This is a genomic window from Rhodoferax sp. EU05-FHT12H12 (assembly GCF_058791215.1).
In genome coordinates, this window is record NZ_JBYTDI010000002.1 from 407,469 (window position 1) to 424,490 (window position 17,022).

The following is a 17,022-nucleotide window of genomic DNA, read 5'->3' on the forward strand; positions in this document are numbered from 1 at the left end:
TGTGATGAGCAAACCAACTTCAGGTGATTTCACCAAGACCGCCGGCTGGTTGGACTGGTACACCGGTCCCGCCAAGCCTGCCTTCCAACTTCCCGCTGGTGCGGTGGACGCACACTGCCACGTGTTCGGCCCGGGGGCCGAGTTCCCCTATGCGCCCGAGCGCAAGTACACGCCCTGTGATGCGTCCAAGCAGCAGCTGTTCGCCCTGCGCGACCATCTGGGCTTCGAGAAAAACGTGATCGTGCAGGCTACCTGCCATGGTGCCGACAACCGCGCCATGGTGGATGCGCTGCTTGCCAGCAAGGGCAAGGCACGCGGCGTGGCCACGGTCAGGCGCAGCGTGACGGACGAGGAGATTCAGGCCATGCACGACGCCGGCGTGCGCGGCGTGCGCTTCAATTTCGTCAAGCGCCTGGTGGACTTCACGCCCAAGGACGAGTTGATGGCGATTGCCGGCCGCATCGCAAAGTGGGGCTGGCACGTGGTGATCTACTTTGAAGCGGTAGACCTGCCCGAGCTGTGGGACTTCTTCACCGCGCTGCCCACCACCGTGGTGGTCGACCACATGGGCCGGCCCGATGTGTCGCTGCCCGTGGACGGCCCACAGTTCGCCTTGTTTGAAAAGTTCATGCGCGAGCACCAGAATGTGTGGAGCAAGGTGAGCTGCCCGGAACGCCTGTCGGTCAGCGGCCCCAAAGCTCTGGGCGGAGAGCAGAACGCCTACCGCGACGTGATCCCGTTTGCCAAGCGCATCGTCGAGCAGTTTCCTGACCGCGTGTTGTGGGGCACCGACTGGCCGCACCCCAACCTGAAGGACCACATGCCCGACGACGGCCTGCTGGTGGACTTCATTCCCCACATCGCGTCCACCGCCGCGTTGCAGCGCAAGCTGCTGGTGGACAACCCCAATCGCCTCTATTGGCCTGAAACTCTGAAAGACTGATATGGCACTCGACAAACCCTACCAAGACATTCCCGGCACCATCATTTTTGATGCCGAGCAAAGCCGCAAGGGCTACTGGCTCAACCAGTTTTGCATGAGCCTGATGCAGCCCGACAACCGGGCCCGTTTCAAAGCCGACCAGCGTGCCTACTTGAATGAGTGGCCCATGACTGAAGAGCAGCGCCAGGCGGTGATCGACATGGACCTCAACCGCGCCATGCAGCTCGGTGGAAACATCTATTTCCTGGCCAAGATCGGCTCCACCCATGGACTGAGTTTTCAGCAGATGGCGGGCAGCATGACCGGCATGTCGGAAGTGGAGTACCGCGCCATGATGATGGCCGGCGGCCGCTCCGCCGAAGGCAACCGCTACCTCGGTGAGGACGGCGATGCCCAAGCCCACCACCAACCCCAAGGCCAAGCTGGCAAGAAAGACTGAACACCATGGCCAAAATTACCGCCTCAGTATTTACCTCCCACGTGCCGGCCATCGGCGCCGCCATGGACTTGGGCAAGACCCAGGAAGACTATTGGAAGCCCCTGTTCGCGGGCTATGACTTCTCCAAGCAGTGGATGAAGGACAACAAGCCCGACGTGATTTTTCTGGTCTACAACGACCACGCCACCGCGTTCAGCCTGGACCTGATCCCTACCTTCGCCATTGGCACGGCCGCCGAGTACACACCGGCAGACGAAGGTTTCGGCCCGCGCCCTGTGCCCAAGGTGCAAGGCCACCCTCTGCTGGCTTCGCACATTGCCCATTCGGTGATCCAGCAGGACTTTGACCTCACCATCGTCAACAAAATGGACGTGGACCATGGACTCACGGTGCCTTTGAGCCTGATGTGTGGCGAGAAGGACCCCGTAAAAGATGCTTGGCCCTGCCCGGTGATTCCGTTTGCGGTGAACGTGGTGCAGTACCCCGTGCCCAGCGGCCAGCGCTGCTTTAACCTCGGCAAGGCCATCCGCAAAGCGGTGGAGAGTTACGACGAAGACCTGAATGTGCACATTTGGGGCACAGGCGGCATGAGCCACCAGTTGCAGGGCGCACGTGCCGGGTTGATCAACCGTGCGTGGGATAACGCCTGGCTGGATCAGATGATTGCCGACCCGGCCGCCTGCGCCGCCACGCCGCACATCGACTATGTGCGCGAGGCCGGTAGCGAAGGCATTGAGCTGGTGATGTGGCTGATCGCCCGTGGCGCGATGTCCGATGTGCCCTACGATGCTACAGATTTGGAAGCAGCCCGCGCACACTCTGTGCGGGTCAAGCACCGTTTTTACCATGTGCCCGCCAGCAACACGGCGGTGGGACATTTGATTCTGGAAAACAACTGATATGAGCAAAACCATCAAAGTCGCCCTCGCTGGCGCAGGTGCTTTCGGCATCAAACACCTGGACGGTATCAAGAACATCGAAGGCGTGGAGGTCATCTCCCTCATCAGCCGTGACTTGGACAAGACCAGGGAAGTGGCCAGCAAGTACGGCATCGGCCACGTCACCACCGAGCTGGCGGACAGCCTGGCACTGCCCGAGCTGGACGCGGTGATCCTGTGCACTCCCACGCAAATGCACGCCGAGCAAACCCTGGCCTGCCTGAAGGCCGGGAAACACGTGCAGGTGGAAATCCCCCTGGCCGACAGCTGGGCCGGTGCCGATGCCGTGGTGGCCGAACAGAAGAAGACGGGCCTGGTCGCCATGTGCGGCCACACGCGCCGCTTCAACCCCAGCCACCAGTATGTGAACCAGCAGATCACCGCGGGCAAGTTCAATATCCAGCAGATGGATGTGCAGACCTACTTCTTCCGCCGCACCAATACCAATGCGCTGGGCCAGGCCCGCAGCTGGACCGACCACCTGCTGTGGCACCACGCCGCCCACACCGTGGACCTGTTTGCCTACCAGGCCAACAGCCCCATCGTGCAAGCCAACGCCATCCAGGGCCCCATCCATCCCGTGCTGGGCATCGCCATGGACATGAGCATCCAGCTGCGCGCCGCCAATGGCGCCATCTGCACCTTGTCCCTGAGCTTCAACAATGACGGCCCCTTGGGCACCTACTTCCGCTACATCGGCGACACGGCCACCTACCTCGCCCGTTACGACGACCTGTACACCGGCAAGGAAGAAAAGATTGACGTGAGCCAGGTCGCCGTCAGCATGAACGGCATCGAGCTGCAAGACCGCGAGTTTTTCGCCGCCATCAAGGAGGGCCGCGAGCCCAACTCCAGCGTGGGCCGCGTGCTGGACTGCTACCGCGTGTTGCACCAGCTGGAGCAGCAACTGGCACAGCAGCGCTAGTCCGTCTTGGGGCGGTGATGGAGCGTGGGGGCGCTGCATCGCGACCTACAATGCAACGCCATGCGGGGTTCTGCCCGCATGGCGTTTTTTATTGAGGTGCGCAGATGGTTTTTCCCATGGATCCCGATACGGTGTCGCACGGCATCCAGCTGGCGGTGGCGCCGGTGTTTTTGCTCACGGCAGTGTCCGGCATGATTGCGGCGGTGGCGCAGCGGTTGGCGCGCATCATCGACCGGGCGCGCAATGTGGAGACGCGCATCAAACAGGGCACACACCCTGCCGAAGACGCCGATGGTTATGCCGAATTGGCTGAGCTGCGCACCCGCGGCCTGCTGGCCAACAGCAGCATTGCGCTGCTCACGTCCTGTGCGTTTCTGATTGGCGTGACCATCGTGGTGCTGTTCCTGGGCGAAACGATTGATTTCCCCGGCCTGCGTATTTCCATCTTCAGTTTCCTGGGCGGGGTGGTGTGCTTTTTGAGCGCGCTGATCTGCTTCATGGTGGAAACCTTCATCGCCACCCGCCTGCTCAATTTCGGGCGCAAGCGGCGTTGAGCCCCTGCGCCCCGCTTGATCAGGCTTTTTTCACTTCCACCGCACAGTCGTAAAACGTGGGCGCCCGGCCCATATCGGTCAGGCGTTGGCTGGTCAGTTCGTTCACATTGGTGCCGTCGCGGCCCAGCTTGCGCCACCAGATGCCCAAGCCGTTGACCACGCCGGGGCGTGCGCGGGCCGATATGTGGGCCACACAGCGGTGGGTGCCGCGGGCGTTGAACACCGCCACTTCATCCCCATTCGCGATGCCGCGCGCCACTGCATCCGTCTCGTGCAGTTCCACCAAAGGCTCGCCTTCAATGTCGCGCAGGCTTTTTACGTTGACGAAGGTGGAGTTGAGGAAGTTGCGCGCGGGCGGCGAGATCATGGCCAGCGGGTAGCGAGCATCCGCCCCGGCGGGTTCGTAGTTGGGGACATGGTCGGGCAGGCCGTCTTCGCCGCGTGCAGCCAGGCGGGCGCTGAAGAACTCGCATTTGCCACTGGGTGTGGGGAAGCCGCCGTTGGCGAACGGCGCGTCGGGCACGGGCAGAGGCGCATAGCCCTGGCTCAGCAACAGCGCAAAGTCCACCTTGTCGCCAAAGGCGGTGCGGCACAGGCTTTCGTCAGACTCTGCAAACACATCCTCGGTGTAGCCCATGCGCTGCGCCAGGTCGCGGAAGAACTGGGTGTTGGTGCGCGCCTCCCCCAGCGGGGAAATGGATGGGCGGTTCAGCAGGATGTCGGTGTGGCCGTAGCTGCTGTGCACATCCCAGTGCTCCAGCTGGGTGGTCGCGGGCAACACGTAGTCGGCGTAGTCGGCGGTATCGGTCTGGAAGTGCTCCAGCACCACGGTGAACAGATCGTCACGCGCAAAGCCTTGCACCACTTTGGCGGACTCGGGGGCCACGGCTACCGGGTTGCTGTTGTAGACGATGAGGGCTTCAATGGCTGGGCCGAATTCCGGGCTGGCCGGGCGCAACAGGTCGTCGCCAATCGTGCTCATGTTGATGGTGCGTGGTGTGTGGCCTGCCAGCAGTTCGGGCCGTTCCAGTGCCATGGTCTGTGTGGGTACATGGCCCGAGCTCGACAGCAGAACGCCCCCGGCGCGGTGGCGCCAGGCGCCCACCAGCGCGGGCAGGCAGGCAATGGCGCGCACGGCATTGCCGCCGCCACGCACCCGTTGTAGCCCGTAGTTCATGCGGATGGCCACGGGCTTTCCCGCGCGTGCGGTCTCGCCGTACTCGCGGGCCAGTGCGCGCACCTCTTCGGCGGTAATGCCGCAGACCTCCGCGGTGCGCTCAGGCGTCCATTGCAGGGCGCGCTCGCGCAAGCCTTCCCAGCCCAGGGTGTGGCGGGCAATGTAGTCGTGGTCCAGCCAGTCGTGGGTGATGAGCTCGTGCATCAGGCCCAGCGCCAGCGCGGCATCCGTGCCGGGCAGCAGGGCGATGTGCTGGTGGCATTTTTCGGCCGTTTCGGAGCGGCGTGGGTCAATGCAGATGATGCGTGCGCCATTGCGTTTGGCGGTTTGCACATGGCGCCAGAAGTGCACATTGCTGGCAATCGAGTTACTGCCCCAGATCAGGATGAGTGGGGACTCGGCAAAAAACTCGACCCGCATGCCGACCTTGTTGCCCAGGGTTTGGGTTAGCGCTTCGGCTCCGGCGGAGGCGCAGATGGTGCGGTCCAGCCGGGCGGCGCCCAGCTTGTTGAAAAAGCGGGCCGCCATGCCTTCTCCCTGCACACGCCCCATGGTGCCGGCGTAGCTGTAGGGCTGGATGGCCTGCGGATCACGGGCCGCGATGTGCTGGAGGCGCTGTGCAATGTCGTCCAGCGCCTCGTCCCAGGGCACCGGCTCGAACCGACCGGACCCTTTGGGGCCCACGCGCTTGAGTGGGTGCAGCAGGCGTTCGGGGTGGTAGGTGCGCTCCGTATAGCGTGACACCTTGGTGCACAGTGCGCCGTTGGTGGCGGGGTGATCCGGGTTGCCCTGAACCTTGATGGCCACGCCGTCCTGGACCGTGACCACCATGGAGCAGGTGTCGGGACAGTCGTGGGGGCAGGCGCCGAGGACTTTGTGCTCGGACGCGGGGTGCGAATTCTCTGGATGCATGGCGCTACTTTAGCGACTCTGGCCTGCGGGCGTCATCAGAGCGGTGCACAATCCTTCTCCTTGCTGGAGTTCTTCCATGAAACTGCTGGATCCCATTGTCGCCAATACCCCGCAAATTGCTGCCTTGCGCCGCGATTTGCACGCCCACCCCGAACTGTGTTTTGAAGAGGTGCGCACCGCCGACCTGGTGGCCGCCAAGCTGACCGAGTGGGGTATTCCCATCCACCGCGGCCTGGGCACCACGGGCGTGGTGGGCATTGTGAAAGCGGGGACCTCCAGCCGTGCGCTGGCACTGCGCGCCGACATGGACGCGCTGCCCATGCAGGAGTTCAACACCTTTGCCCACACCAGCCAGCACCCCGGCAAGATGCACGCCTGCGGCCACGACGGCCACACCGCCATGCTGCTGGGCGCCGCCCAGTACCTGGCCCAACACCGCCACTTCGATGGCACCGTGTACCTGGTGTTCCAGCCGGCTGAGGAGGGCGGCGGCGGTGCGCGCGAGATGATCAAGGACGGACTGTTTGAGCAGTTTCCGGTGGAGGCCGTGTTTGGCATGCACAACTGGCCCGGCATGCGTGCCGGCACGTTTGCCGCCAGTGCGGGGCCGGTGATGGCGTCCAGCAACGAGTTCAAGATTGTGATTCGGGGCAAAGGTGGTCACGCCGCCATGCCGCATAACGCCATCGACCCGGTGGTGGTGGCTTGCCAGATGGTGCAGGGTTTCCAGACCATCATCAGCCGCAACAAAAAACCCATCGATGCAGGTGTCATTTCGGTCACCATGATCCATACCGGTGAGGCCACCAATGTGATCCCCGACCAGTGCGAGATCCAGGGCACGGTGCGCACCTTCACCATTGCGGTGCTGGACATGATCGAGCAGCGCATGCGTGACCTGGCCCAGCACACCAGTGCGGCCTTTGGCACCACCTGCGATTTTGAGTTTGTGCGCAACTATCCACCCACCATCAACAGCGCCAAAGAGGCCGAGTTTGCACGCAAGGTGATGGCTGGCATCGTGGGCGAAGAGAACGTGCTGGCGCAGGAGCCCACCATGGGGGCGGAAGACTTTGCCTACATGTTGCAGGCCAAGCCGGGTTGCTACAGCTTTATTGCCAATGGCGACGGCACCCACCGCGAGATGGGCCATGGTGGGGGGCCTTGCATGCTGCACAACCCGAGCTACGATTTCAATGACGCCCTGCTGCCCCTGGGCGCCACCTACTGGGTGCGCCTGGCCGAACAATGGCTCGCAACGCAGCCCTGAACTCAGTATGATCGCCAGAAAATGTAACGGGAGGTAGGTGTGACCAATTGGAGTGAACTCAGTCCCCGAGAGCATCCCCCCGGTCTGCCCCGTGCGACCCCGAGGCAGCTACAAGCCGGTGTAACCCGCTACACCTTTGTCCACGACGACCTGGAAATCGATGATCCCTCGCTGGACATCAGCGGGCGGCATTTCATGTCTCCGCGCGAATATGGTTTCAGCATCCGCGGTTTTCTGGGTGGAAAAACTGCCTGGGCACGGGACTTCGCCAACGGCACCATGCTGGTTGTGAATGCAGACGGCCAGTCCCATGTGTTGTCGCCGCGAGGCTCCTCACGGGTGTTGTTTGTGGCCCGCGATGGCACGGTGCTGCAAGACAGCGGTTTGGTATCACGGGCACCGCAGCGCGCCCCCGACTTGGCGACGGTTCGTTTAACGCTGGTCGCTACCGTGGATTTGCAGGGGGAGTCGCCCGAGGCGGCGCGCGCCTTGTTGATGCGCATGGTGGACCGTGCGGTGTTGGCGGGCGCTTCGCCTGGCGAACCTGAGGTGCGCGTGTTGGAACATGCATTTGAGGGCAGTGCGGTGCTGTCTGCCGACAACAGCCCCGGCTCCACCCACACCGATTTCTCGCAGCTGCTGGACCTCTAGGCCCGCACGGCTTCAGGCCTGCATGGCGGGGGCATAGCGCCCCTGTGCCATGTGCAGCAGGCCATCAAAAATCAGGTTGTCCACCAGTTCAAACGGACGGGTCATGCTGGGTGCCATCTTCCAGCCCGCACCGCCGGTCATCACGCACTTGGGTTCGGCGCCGCAGTGGGCGCGCACGTGTTGCACCATGCGCTCCACCGCACCCGCAATGGCGTAGGTGCCGCCGCTGGTCAGGGCGTCGCTGGTGTTGGTGGGGAATTCGCGCACCTCCCCTGTGGGCACGTGCAGGCCCGCTGTACCGGATTCGAGCGCGCGCAACATGATGCCGTGGCCCGGCAGGATGAGCCCGCCCAGAAATTTGCCTTCGGCGTCGATCGCTTCCACGGTCACCGCGGTGCCCACCATCACCACCACCATGGGGCGTGATGTGCCTTGGGCCCGCATGCGGTGGTAGGCACCAATCATGGCCACCCAACGGTCCGCGCCCAGCCGCGTGGGGTGGTCGTAGCCGTTGCGCAGGCCGGCTTCGCCTTCGCTGGCAACCACCCACTGTGGCACCACGTCCCAGGCATCCATCTGCTCCTGCACACGGCGTTTGACCGCGTCGCCGGCCACCACACAGCCCAGCACATGGCGCGGCGCGCGCAGGCCGCGCCACGCGCCATCGCCCAGCTTGTCGATGTTCTCCAGGAACTCGGCGCCTTGGGCCAGCAGGGCGGCACCGGGTTGCGGGCTGGCGTACTGGGCCCATTTGAGGCGGGTGTTGCCGATGTCCAGCGCAAGAAATGTCATGGTCTTGTTTTTGTCGAGTTGTCTCTGGGCGTTATTGTGCGGGCATTAGCCTTGCCGCCACGGCAGGCCACGCAGGCGCCAGCCGCCGCGGTGGCCGCGCTGGGCGTTGGCGTCGGGGTCGCCCTCAAAACCTTCGAGGATGTTGTAGGCCTGCAGGCCCAGCTCGGTGGCACGTTTGGCCGCGGCAATGGAGCGCACGCCGCTGCGGCACAGCAGCACTACTTTCTTGCCGGCAGGCACAGCGGCCTGCAGGCCGGCATCAAACTGCGGGTTCATCGCCATGCCGGGCCACTGCTTCCAGGCCAGGGCCACGGCGCCGGGCACAAAGCCCACCCATTCGCGTTCCGCATCGCTGCGCACATCCACCAGCACGGCCTCACCGGCCTGCCACCAGGCGCAGGCCAGTTCGGCACTCACATCGCCCGCATAGCCAGCGGCGGCCTGGGCCGCGGTGGCACCCGCGCTGCCCGCGTCGTGGCGCACGCCCGAGCTCAGGTTGGCGGGTACGGCCTCATCGATGCGGCGCGGGCGTGGCAGGTTCAGGCCTTCCATGATGGCGGTGAATTCCGCCAGGCTCTTGCCCGCCACGCGGGCATTGCTGGCCTTCTCGGTGCCAATGGTGGTGCGCGTACGGCCCTGGTAGTCGTGGCCGGGCCAGACCGTGGTGGCATCGGGCAGGGCAAACAGCACGCTGGTCAGGCTGCGGTACAGGTCTTCGGCACTGCCGGACTGGAAGTCGGTGCGGCCGCAGCCGCCGATGAGCAGGGTGTCGCCCGTGAACACATGGTCGCGCCAGGTGAAGCTCATGCTGCCGCTGGTGTGGCCCGGTGTGTGTAAAGCGCGGATGGACTCGGTGCCAAATGCCAGCGTGTCGCCATCGTTCAATTGGACGGCCGCAGTGCCAATGCCGCAACCGGCCGGTGCGGCGGTTTTGGCGCCGGTGTGTTCGGCCAGCAGCGCAGCGCTGGTGATGTGGTCGGCGTGGGCGTGGGTTTCCACCGCCCATTGCAGCTTCAGGCCGTACTGGCGCAGCGTGGCCAGGTCGCGCTCCAGCTGTTCGTCCACCGGATCCACGATCAGTGCATCGCGGCTGGCCTGGTCAAACAGGATGTAGGTGTAGGTGCTGGACGCCGGGTCGACGAGCTGGATGGGTTGCATGGCGGGGCAGGTCTGGAGCAGGTAACAAGGCGTAACACACGCCTTGCCACTGTACTGGATTTAGCCGGCCCCGGGCCTTGCCACAGGTCAAGCGCTGCCAGCGTCGCCCAGGCGTGTCCACTTGGCGGTGCCGCGCGAGGACTCCAGCACCTTCTCGATGAAGTGCACACCCCGCGCCCCATCCTCCACACGCGGGTAGTCCGCCGCCAATGGGTCCATGGCCACACCCTGCAGGCGGGCCCGGATATCGGCGGCCACGCCGAGGTAGACGTTGGCAAAGGCTTCGATAAATCCTTCCGGGTGGCCTGCGGGCAGGCGCGAGGCGCGTTGGGCGGATTCGCATAGCCCGGCGGATGCGCGCGTGAGCGTGCGTGGTGCGCCTTCCAGCGGCATGTGCAGCAGCTGGTTGGGGTTCTCCTGGCACCAGAGCAGGCTGCCGGTGGTGCCGCTCACGCGCAGGCGCAGGTCGTTCTCGCTGCCGGTGCAAATTTGCGAGGCGATCAGCACACCCCGAGCGCCGCCTTGCAGGCGCAGCAGCATATTGCCGTCATCGTCCAGCGTGCGGCCTGCGCCCATGGCGCTGAGGTCGGCGCAGAGCGACTCAATCTCCAGCCCGGTCACGGTGCTCAGCAGGTTTTCGGCATGCGAGCCGATGTCGCCCATGGCGCCCGCGGCGCCGCTCAGCGCCGGGTCCACGCGCCAGGCGGCTTGCTTGCTGCCACTGTCCTCCACGGCGGTGGCCAGCCAGCCCTGGTGGTACTCCACCACCACCTTGCGCACCGTGCCGATGGCGCCGCTTTGCACCATGTGGCGCATCTGGCGCACCAGCGGGTAGCCGGTGTAGTTGTAGGTCACGCCAAACACCGTGCCCCGTTTCTTGACAGCGGCCACCAGCTCACGCGCCTGTGTGCTGGTGTGCACCAGGGGCTTGTCGCAGACCACGTGAAAGCCGGCTTCCACAAAGGCCTGGGCCACGGGGTAGTGCACATGGTTGGGGGTGACGATGGAGACGAAGTCGATGCGCTCTTCGGGCGGACGCTTCAGTTCGTCGGCCAGCAGTGCCTGCCAGCTTCCGTGGTTGCGGTCCTCGGTCAGGAACAGGTCGCGGCCCGAGGCCCGCGCCTTGTCCGGGCTGCTGGAGAGGGCACCGGCCACCAGTTCGATCTGGCCGTCCAGCGCGGCGGCTTTGCGGTGTACGGCGCCGATGAAGGCGTCGCGGCCACCGCCCACCATGGCGTAGCGCAGGCGGCGTGGGGTGTAGGCAAGGGTCATGGGGCTTGTTGGTCCTTGGCGAATACGGCGTCAAACGCGCCGGCCGCCGGTTTGAAATCCAGGCGCTTGCAGAAGGCCGCACTCTCGGTGGCGCCATGCACGCGGTCCATGCGGCTGTCTTCCCACTCCACGCTCAGTGGGCCGGCGTAGCCGATGTCATTGAGCGCAACGATGATGGATTCGAAATCGATCATGCCGCGGCCCACGCTGCGGAAATCCCAGGTGCGGCGTGCATCGCCAAAGCTGGTGTGGCCGCCAAAGGTGCCCACGGTGCCGTCGCCCTTGCCCCACCAGGCGTCTTTCATGTGGGCGTTGAAGATGCGCGGACCGAAGGTGCGGATGAAGCGGATGTAGTCCACCCCCTGGTAGGCCAGGTGGCTGGGGTCGAAGTTGAAGCCAAAGCGGCGGTGCTGGTTGACTGCGGCCAGCGCACGTTCGCTGGTGGCGATGTCAAACGCGATTTCGGTAGGGTGCACTTCCAGCGCAAAGTTCACGTCGACTGACTCGAACACATCGAGGATGGGCGTGAAACGCACACCGAAGTCGGCAAAGCCCGCATCCCAGTAAGCCTGGCTGGTGGGCGGGAAGGCGTAAATGGAATGCCAGATGGAGGAGCCGGTGAAGCCGGTGACGGTCTTCACGCCAAACTTCTTGGCCGCACGCGCCGTGTCCTGTAGCTCGGCGGCAGCCCGGCGGCGTACGCCTTCGGGGTTGCCATCGCCCCACACATGGGCAGGCAGGATGGACTGGTGGCGCTCGTCAATGCGGTCGCACACGGCCTGGCCCACCAGGTGGTTGCCAATGGCCAGGCACTGCAGGCCATGGCGCGCCAGCAGTTCGCGTTTGTCTTGTACATAGGTGGAGGAGGCCAGGGCCTCCTGCACATTGAAATGGTCGCCCCAGCAGGCGAGCTCCAGGCCGTCGTAACCCATGCGCTGGGCCAGCGGGGCCAGTTCGGCCAGAGGCAGGTCGGCCCATTGGCCGGTGAACAAGGTGACAGGTCTTGCCATGGAGACGCTCCAGAGAAAAAGGGAGAGGGGGCCTGTGGCTGAATGCTATTGTTTTGATAGCTGCTTGCGCATATTCAATGGGCGCCACAGGCCTTTTTCTTATAAATCTACCGCCGGCTTAGAACGGAGAGTCGGGGAAGTAGAAGTTCTTCGCGGTGTCCTTGGTGATCAGCACCGACGGAATGATGGTGGTCGCAGGCAGCTTGGCGCCCTTCAGTCGGGCTTCTGCGGTCATCTTCACGGCGTCGTAGATGAACTTGGGCGAGTAGGACACGTTGGCTTGGATGCGCGCATCGCTGCCGTCCATCAGGGTCTTGATGGAACCCTTGGCACCCGCACCGCCGAATACCAGCTTGATGTCGGTGCGCTTGGCCTGGTCGATGGCCTTGAGCACGCCGACCGACATGTCGTCGTCCGCTGCCCACACGGCGTCGATCTGCGGGAAGCGGGTCAGGTAGTCCTGCATCACCTTGAAGGCATCGTCGCGGTTCCAGTTGCCGTACTTGGCGTCCAGCACCTTGATGCCGGGGAAGGCCTTCAGGCCGCCGTTGAAGGCGTCATTGCGTTCGTTGTCCACGTTGGACGCGATGCCGCGCAGCACCACCACATTGCCCTTGCCACCCAGGGCTTTGCCGATGTAGGCGGCTGGCACTTCACCAAAGGTGGTGTTGTTGGGGGCCACGTAAGCGTCTTGCGCGCTGGTGTCGGTCAGGCCGCGGTCCACCACGGTCACGTACACGCCCTTGCCCTTGAGCTGGGCCACGGGCTTGGTCAGCGCGGCGGATTCAAAGGGCAACACCACCAGGGCGTTGATCTTGTTGACGGTCAGCAAGTCCTGCAGCTGGTTGGCCTGTTCGGGCGAACCGCTGGCGGTCTTGACGATCACTTGCAGGCCGGGGTTGGCTTTTTCGAGCTCGGCCTTGGCCTGGTTGGCCCAGAACACCACACCGGCCATGAAGCTGTGTGTTGCTGCGGGAATGGACACGCCCAGCACGACCTTCTCGGCCGCGAAGCTGGGTGCGCCGCCCAAAGTGGCCAGGGCCACGGCGGTCAGTGCGAGTCTGCGTGTGATTTTTTTCATTTCAGTTGTCTCCTAGAGTGCAGGTTAAAAAACAGCGCTTGCTGTGGTTGGGGGAAAACGTAGGGATGCCCGCCGCCGGGCCGCCCCAAGGCGGGCAACGCCCCCTTGGGGGGCAGCGACCCGCGTAGCGGCGGAACGTGGGGGCTTTCATCTCTTCGAGCGCTGCATGAAAGCGACCGCGATGATCACGAAGCCTTGCACCGCCGCGTTGAGGTAGACGCTGATGATGCTGGTGAGGTTGAGGATGTTGCTGATGACCGAGAGCAGCACGGCGCCTACCACCGTGCCGGTGATGGTGCCCGCGCCTCCTTTGAGTGCGGTGCCGCCCACGATGACGGCAGCAATCGCTTCGAGCTCCCACAGCAGGCCGGTGGTGGGCGAGGCCGACCCCAGGCGCGGCACATAGAGCAGGGTGGCAATGCCCACACACACGCCCAGCAGCACATAGGTCAGCAGCTTCACGCGGTCCACATCCACCGCGGCGTAACGCGCCACCTGTTCGTTGGACCCTATGGCCTGCACATAACGGCCAAAGGTGGTGCGGTTGAGGATCACGCTGCCCACCAGTGCCACGACCAGGAACACCCACACCGGGATGGGGATGCCGGCCAGGCTGCCGTAGTAGACCGGGCTGTAGATGTCGGTCAGGTCGTTGTCCAGCGTGATGGCGCCGCCGTTGGAGAAGTAGGTGAGGTAGGCGCGGAAGATGCCCAGCGTGCCCAATGTCACGATGAAGGGCTCGATGCGCCCCTTGGTGATCAAGAGGCCGTGTGCCAAGCCAAACGCGGCACCCAGCACCAGCGCCAGTGCCATGCCCAGTACCACCGTCCACACGGGCGAGCCGAGGTGGGGGCTGAGGTAGTTCATGGCCAGGATGACGCTGCCCGCAATCAACGCGGCCATGGAACCCACCGACAGGTCAATACCGCCGGACACGATGACAAAACACATGCCCACGGCGATGATGCCGATGAAGGCCGTGCGCGTGAGCACATTGGTGATGTTGTCCAGCGTGGCGAAGTTGCTGTTGAGCAAGGTGCCCACCACACACAGCAGCACCAGGCCGATCACCGGGCCCATGCCCTGCAGTTTGGCAAGCCACTGGCCTGCCTGCGATGCAGCGGGGGCGGCGGCTTTAGTGAGTTCCTGTGGCATGGGCGATGAGCTCCTCTTCGGTGAGTTGTTGGGATTCCAGAACGGTCTGCAAGCGGCCCGCACGCATCACCGCCACGCGGTGGCACAGGCCAATGAGCTCCATGAGTTCGCTGGAAATAATGACGACGGCCAGGCCCTGGCTGGCCAGCTTCTGGATGAGTAAATAGATGTCGCGCTTGGCGCCCACGTCCACGCCGCGTGTGGGTTCGTCCAGCACCACGACCTTGGGGCCGGGGTGCAGCACCTTGGCCAGCGCCACCTTTTGCTGGTTGCCGCCCGACAGGCTGGACGCCTTGATGTGCAGGCTGCCGGTGCGGATGCCAAATTCGTCCACGGCATGGGCCAGTGCCTGGTCTTCCAGTGCGGGTTGCAGCCAGGGCGTGGCGTAGCGCTCCAGTGCCATCAGCGTCAGGTTTTCGCGCAGACCAAAGTGCACATGCAGGCCCTTGCCCTTGCGGTCTTCGCTCAGGTAGGTGAGGCCCAGGCGCACGGCGTCGCGCGGGTTGCGGATGGTTTGCACCTTGCCTTGCAGCTCCACCGTGCCCGCGCTGCGGGCGCGCAGGCCCATGATGCCCTCGAACAGCTCGGTGCGGCCCGCGCCCACCAGGCCCGCAAAGCCCAGAATCTCGCCGGGGCGCACCTCAAAGCTCACGTCCTGCGCCCAGCCCGGCACGCTCAGGCCCTGCACGCGCAGCGCCGGGGTAGCGCTTGTCGGCCGTGCGGCTTTGGGCGGGTAGAGGTCGGCCAGTTCGCGGCCCACCATCAGGTTGGCCATTTGCTGGCGCGAGAGGCTGGCCGTGGGTTGTTGGGCCACGCAGCGGCCATCGCGCATTACTACCACCTGGTCGGTCATGCGCTCCACCTCGTCCAGCTTGTGCGAGATATAGACCAGGGTCACGCCCTCGCTTTTGAGCTGGCGCATCAGGCCAAACAGGCGTTCGGTTTCGGTGGGCGTGAGGGTGGCGGTGGGCTCGTCCATGATGAGCACACGCGCCTTGCGCAACAGCGCACGCGCAATTTCAACCAGCTGTTTTTCGGCCACGATCAGGTCTTTCACCCGCGTGTTCACATCGGCGCTCAGCCCCACCTGGGCGATGGCCGCCTGCGCTTCTGTGCGCATGGTCTCTTCGTCCAGCAGCAGGCCGCCCCAACCGCGTTTCTTTTCGTGGCCCAGGAACAGGTTTTGCGCAATCGTCAGGTCCTCGGCCAGGCTGAATTCCTGGTGGATCAGCACAATGCCCTGGGCTTCCGCGTCGCGGGAACTGGTGAAGTGCTGCACCACGCCGTTGACCAGCAAGCTGCCGCCCGTAGCGTGCTCAAAGCCGGCCAGGATCTTCATCAGCGTGGACTTGCCCGCGCCGTTTTCGCCCAACAAACCCAGCACCTGGCCCGTGGGCAGGGAAAAGTCCACGCCGTGCAACACCTGCACCGGGCCAAAGGACTTGGTGGTCCCGCGAAATTCGATATCCATAGAAAGTCTTGCGCCCTGGCTCATGCGTTGGCCTTTCGGTGTTTCAAGGTTTCTTGCATGGCCAGCACACCAGCACCCACCACACCGGCGCGTTCCGCCAGGGGCGTGTACTGGATCTCCAGGTGCCTTGTGGACAGGGCCAGCGAGCGCTGGTACACGCTTTGCCGCACCGAGGCCAGCAGTTGCGGCCCGGTGCGTGTGAGTCCGCCGCCAATGAACACATGCGAGGGATTGAAGAAGTTCACGACCGAGGCCAGCATCTGCCCGATGCGGTTGCCTGATTCCTGGATGATGCGATTGGCCGCCGCATCGCCATTGCGGCTGGCCTGGCCCACCAGTTCGGGGGTGATCACGCCATTGGCTTCCAGCGAGGCCGCCAGCAACGGGCTCTCGCCGGAAGTGGCGGCTTCGGTGGCGGAGCGCACGATGGCGGGGGCCGCGGCCATCACCTCCACACAGCCCAGCTTGCCGCAGTGGCAGCGCGGGCCGTCCACGTCCACACAAATGTGGCCCACATCACCGGCCGAGCCGTTGGCGCCGCGGTACACCTCGCCATGGCAGACGATGCCGCAGCCAATGCCGGTGCCTACCTTGATGACCAAAAAGTTCTGCAGCCCTCCCTGCAGGCGCCACAGTTCACCCAGCGCCATCAGGTTCACGTCGTTGTCCACGAACACCGGGGCGCTGTACTCCTCGCGCAGGTAGTCGCGGATGGAGAAACTGTCCCACTCGGGCATGAGCGGTGGGTTGACCAGCTGGGCGCTTTCAAAGTCCACCGGGCCGGGCACGCCCATGCCGATGGCGATGACCTGCTTGGCCGTGACGCCGCACTGGGCCAGCAGCTGGCGCATCAGCACGCGCAACCGGGCCAGCACCACGCCGGGGCCGGTGCGCACATCGGTGGTTTCGGTGTGGCGGGCCAGTACGGTCAGGTCCGGGCGCAGCACGGCTACATCCAGGCTGGTGGCGCCCAGGTCCACGCCCACCAGCACGCCCAGGTCGGCGCTGAGCTTGATGGTCTCGGGCCGGCGCCCGCCGGTGGAGCCGCGCAGGCCGCTCTCTTCCAGCAGGCCCACGTCCAGCAGGCCCGCAATCAGGGTGTTGGTTTTGCTCTTGGAGAACTCCAAGCGGTCGGACAGGGCGAAGCGCGAACTGCCTTCGGACCAAAAAATGGCCTGCAGCAAAGCGGTCTCGTCCATAGACAAATCGTCCCAGGGTGCCAAAGTCTGTCTCCTGTTGTGTGGTTCGCTCGCCGTCTGGCTCGGTGGCGTGGC

16 protein-coding genes and 1 pseudogene are annotated in these 17,022 nt (G+C 64.5%); 7 read left to right on the forward strand and 10 right to left on the reverse strand.

What is annotated here, in order from left to right:
* Window positions 1–4 precede the first annotated feature (4 nt).
* The 5 genes from AC3WS7_RS06740 to AC3WS7_RS06760 all read left to right on the forward strand — a co-directional run bounded on the left by AC3WS7_RS06740 (window position 5) and on the right by AC3WS7_RS06760 (window position 3,799).
* Window positions 5–943 (forward strand): amidohydrolase family protein, encoded by a 939-nt coding sequence (locus tag AC3WS7_RS06740; RefSeq protein ID WP_492655809.1) that lies wholly within the window; start codon window positions 5–7, stop codon window positions 941–943.
* A 1-nt stretch (window position 944) separates the two neighbouring features.
* Window positions 945–1,382: a protocatechuate 4,5-dioxygenase subunit alpha gene (gene ligA / locus AC3WS7_RS06745; RefSeq protein WP_296467817.1), complete on the forward strand. Its 438-nt coding sequence runs from the start codon at window positions 945–947 to the stop codon at window positions 1,380–1,382.
* A gap of 5 nt (window positions 1,383–1,387) precedes the next feature.
* Window positions 1,388–2,281 (forward strand): class III extradiol dioxygenase subunit beta, encoded by an 894-nt coding sequence (locus AC3WS7_RS06750; RefSeq protein ID WP_296467815.1) that lies wholly within the window; start codon window positions 1,388–1,390, stop codon window positions 2,279–2,281.
* Between the two features lies 1 nt (window position 2,282).
* Entirely contained in the window at window positions 2,283–3,245 is a 963-nt protein-coding gene (locus AC3WS7_RS06755; protein ID WP_492655810.1) for a Gfo/Idh/MocA family oxidoreductase, read from the forward strand.
* 104 nt (window positions 3,246–3,349) lie between these two features.
* A complete protein-coding gene (locus AC3WS7_RS06760; RefSeq protein ID WP_296467810.1) occupies window positions 3,350–3,799 on the forward strand; it encodes a DUF2721 domain-containing protein in 450 nt (149 codons plus the stop codon).
* Between the two features lie 19 nt (window positions 3,800–3,818).
* Here AC3WS7_RS06760 and AC3WS7_RS06765 read toward each other — a convergent pair whose 3' ends face one another.
* Window positions 3,819–5,888: a molybdopterin-containing oxidoreductase family protein gene (locus tag AC3WS7_RS06765; RefSeq protein ID WP_492655811.1), complete on the reverse strand. Its 2,070-nt coding sequence runs from the start codon at window positions 5,886–5,888 to the stop codon at window positions 3,819–3,821.
* A gap of 76 nt (window positions 5,889–5,964) precedes the next feature.
* Here AC3WS7_RS06765 and AC3WS7_RS06770 point away from each other — a divergent pair, with 76 nt between their 5' ends.
* Together AC3WS7_RS06770 and AC3WS7_RS06775 are read left to right on the forward strand one after the other, a co-directional pair.
* Window positions 5,965–7,158 (forward strand): M20 aminoacylase family protein, encoded by a 1,194-nt coding sequence (locus tag AC3WS7_RS06770; protein ID WP_296467806.1) that lies wholly within the window; start codon window positions 5,965–5,967, stop codon window positions 7,156–7,158.
* Window positions 7,159–7,197: 39 nt separating this feature from the next.
* Window positions 7,198–7,809 carry a hypothetical protein gene (locus tag AC3WS7_RS06775; RefSeq protein ID WP_492655812.1) on the forward strand — a complete coding sequence of 204 codons (612 nt, stop codon included), beginning with the start codon at window positions 7,198–7,200 and terminating at the stop codon, window positions 7,807–7,809.
* Window positions 7,810–7,821: 12 nt separating this feature from the next.
* Here the strand turns inward: AC3WS7_RS06775 and AC3WS7_RS06780 are convergent, their stop codons facing one another.
* The 9 genes and pseudogenes from AC3WS7_RS06780 to AC3WS7_RS06820 all read right to left on the reverse strand — a co-directional run bounded on the left by AC3WS7_RS06780 (window position 7,822) and on the right by AC3WS7_RS06820 (window position 16,947).
* Window positions 7,822–8,601 (reverse strand): type III pantothenate kinase, encoded by a 780-nt coding sequence (locus AC3WS7_RS06780; protein WP_296467802.1) that lies wholly within the window; start codon window positions 8,599–8,601, stop codon window positions 7,822–7,824.
* A 45-nt stretch (window positions 8,602–8,646) separates the two neighbouring features.
* Window positions 8,647–9,084 carry a rhodanese-like domain-containing protein gene (locus AC3WS7_RS06785; protein WP_492656166.1) on the reverse strand — a complete coding sequence of 146 codons (438 nt, stop codon included), beginning with the start codon at window positions 9,082–9,084 and terminating at the stop codon, window positions 8,647–8,649.
* A 174-nt stretch (window positions 9,085–9,258) separates the two neighbouring features.
* Window positions 9,259–9,759: pseudogene (locus tag AC3WS7_RS06790) on the reverse strand (MBL fold metallo-hydrolase); the annotation flags it as partial.
* An 87-nt stretch (window positions 9,760–9,846) separates the two neighbouring features.
* Entirely contained in the window at window positions 9,847–11,031 is a 1,185-nt protein-coding gene (locus tag AC3WS7_RS06795; RefSeq protein ID WP_492655813.1) for a Gfo/Idh/MocA family protein, read from the reverse strand.
* Complete coding sequence (locus tag AC3WS7_RS06800) at window positions 11,028–12,041, reverse strand: sugar phosphate isomerase/epimerase family protein (protein ID WP_492655814.1); 1,014 nt, start codon at window positions 12,039–12,041, stop codon at window positions 11,028–11,030. The genes AC3WS7_RS06795 and AC3WS7_RS06800 overlap by 4 nt, the downstream gene beginning before the upstream one ends.
* A gap of 118 nt (window positions 12,042–12,159) precedes the next feature.
* Window positions 12,160–13,122 carry a substrate-binding domain-containing protein gene (locus tag AC3WS7_RS06805; protein ID WP_296467796.1) on the reverse strand — a complete coding sequence of 321 codons (963 nt, stop codon included), beginning with the start codon at window positions 13,120–13,122 and terminating at the stop codon, window positions 12,160–12,162.
* A 147-nt stretch (window positions 13,123–13,269) separates the two neighbouring features.
* Complete coding sequence (locus AC3WS7_RS06810) at window positions 13,270–14,277, reverse strand: ABC transporter permease (protein ID WP_296467794.1); 1,008 nt, start codon at window positions 14,275–14,277, stop codon at window positions 13,270–13,272.
* A complete protein-coding gene (locus tag AC3WS7_RS06815; protein WP_492655815.1) occupies window positions 14,258–15,748 on the reverse strand; it encodes a sugar ABC transporter ATP-binding protein in 1,491 nt (496 codons plus the stop codon). Before AC3WS7_RS06815 ends, AC3WS7_RS06810 begins: the two co-directional genes overlap by 20 nt.
* Before the next feature lie 20 nt (window positions 15,749–15,768).
* Window positions 15,769–16,947: an ROK family protein gene (locus AC3WS7_RS06820; protein ID WP_492656167.1), complete on the reverse strand. Its 1,179-nt coding sequence runs from the start codon at window positions 16,945–16,947 to the stop codon at window positions 15,769–15,771.
* Window positions 16,948–17,022: the final 75 nt, after the last annotated feature.